The organism is Streptomyces sp. Ru71 (assembly GCF_002920535.1).
Lineage (GTDB): Bacteria > Actinomycetota > Actinomycetes > Streptomycetales > Streptomycetaceae > Streptomyces.
In genome coordinates this window covers 1-1297 of record NZ_PQSS01000169.1, presented here as the reverse complement: position 1 = coordinate 1297, position 1297 = coordinate 1, and the positions used below count along the sequence as shown (strand labels likewise).

Genomic DNA, 1297 nt, shown 5'->3' with positions numbered 1-1297 from the left:
TCGTCGGTGGCATCGGTGCGGTTCCCGCCCTGGTCGCGCCGCCGGCCGCACACGCCGCCGAGAGCACGCTCGGCGCGGCGGCGGCGCAGAGTGGCCGCTATTTCGGTACCGCGATCGCCTCGGGCCGGCTGGGTGACTCGGCGTACACGTCGATCGCGAGCCGTGAGTTCAACATGGTGACGGCCGAGAACGAGATGAAGATCGACGCCACCGAGCCGCAGCGGGGCCAGTTCAACTTCACCGCCGGCGACCGTGTCTACAACTGGGCGGTGCAGAACGGCAAGAAGGTGCGCGGCCACACCCTGGCCTGGCACTCCCAGCAGCCCGGCTGGATGCAGAGCCTGAGCGGCAGCACTCTGCGCCAGGCGATGATCGACCACATCAACGGCGTGATGGCCCACTACAAGGGCAAGATCGCCCAGTGGGACGTCGTCAACGAGGCCTACGCCGACGACGGTTCGGGCGGCCGGCGCGACTCCAACCTGCAGCGCACCGGCAACGACTGGATCGAGGTCGCCTTCCGCACCGCGCGCGCCGCCGACCCGGCGGCCAAGCTCTGCTACAACGACTACAACATCGAGAACTGGACCTGGGCCAAGACCCAGGGCGTGTACAACATGGTCCGCGACTTCAAGCAGCGCGGTGTGCCGATCGACTGCGTCGGCTTCCAGTCGCACTTCAACAGCGGCAGCCCCTACAACAGCAACTTCCGCACCACCCTGCAGAACTTCGCCGCCCTCGGCGTCGACGTGGCCGTCACCGAACTCGACATCCAGGGCGCCCCGTCCTCGACCTACGCCGCCGTGACCAACGACTGCCTGGCCGTCGCACGCTGCCTGGGCATCACCGTCTGGGGCGTGCGCGACAGCGACTCCTGGCGATCGGGTGACACGCCGCTGCTGTTCAACAACGACGGCAGCAAGAAGCCCGCCTACACCGCCGTCCTCAACGCTCTCAACGGCGGCTCCACCACCACACCGCCCCCCACGGGCGGCGGACAGATCAAGGGCGTCGGCTCGGGCCGCTGCCTGGACGTGCCCAACGCCACCACCACCGACGGCACCCAGGTCCAGCTGTGGGACTGCAACGGCGCCACCAACCAGCAGTGGACGCTCACCGACACCGGTGAACTCAAGGTCTACGGCACCAAGTGCCTGGACGCCGCCGGCACCGGCAACGGCACCAAGGTGCAGATCTACAGTTGCTGGGGCGGCGACAACCAGAAATGGCGCCTCAACTCCGACGGATCCATCGTCGGCGTCCAGTCCGGCCTCTGCCTCGACGCCGTCGGAGCCGG

The 1297-nt window shown here is 68.3% G+C and carries 1 protein-coding gene; it reads left to right on the top strand.

Annotated features, from left to right (window positions below):
* Positions 1-1297: endo-1,4-beta-xylanase (locus tag C3489_RS38020; protein ID WP_219822012.1), on the top strand; the 1297-nt coding region annotated here is incomplete at both ends.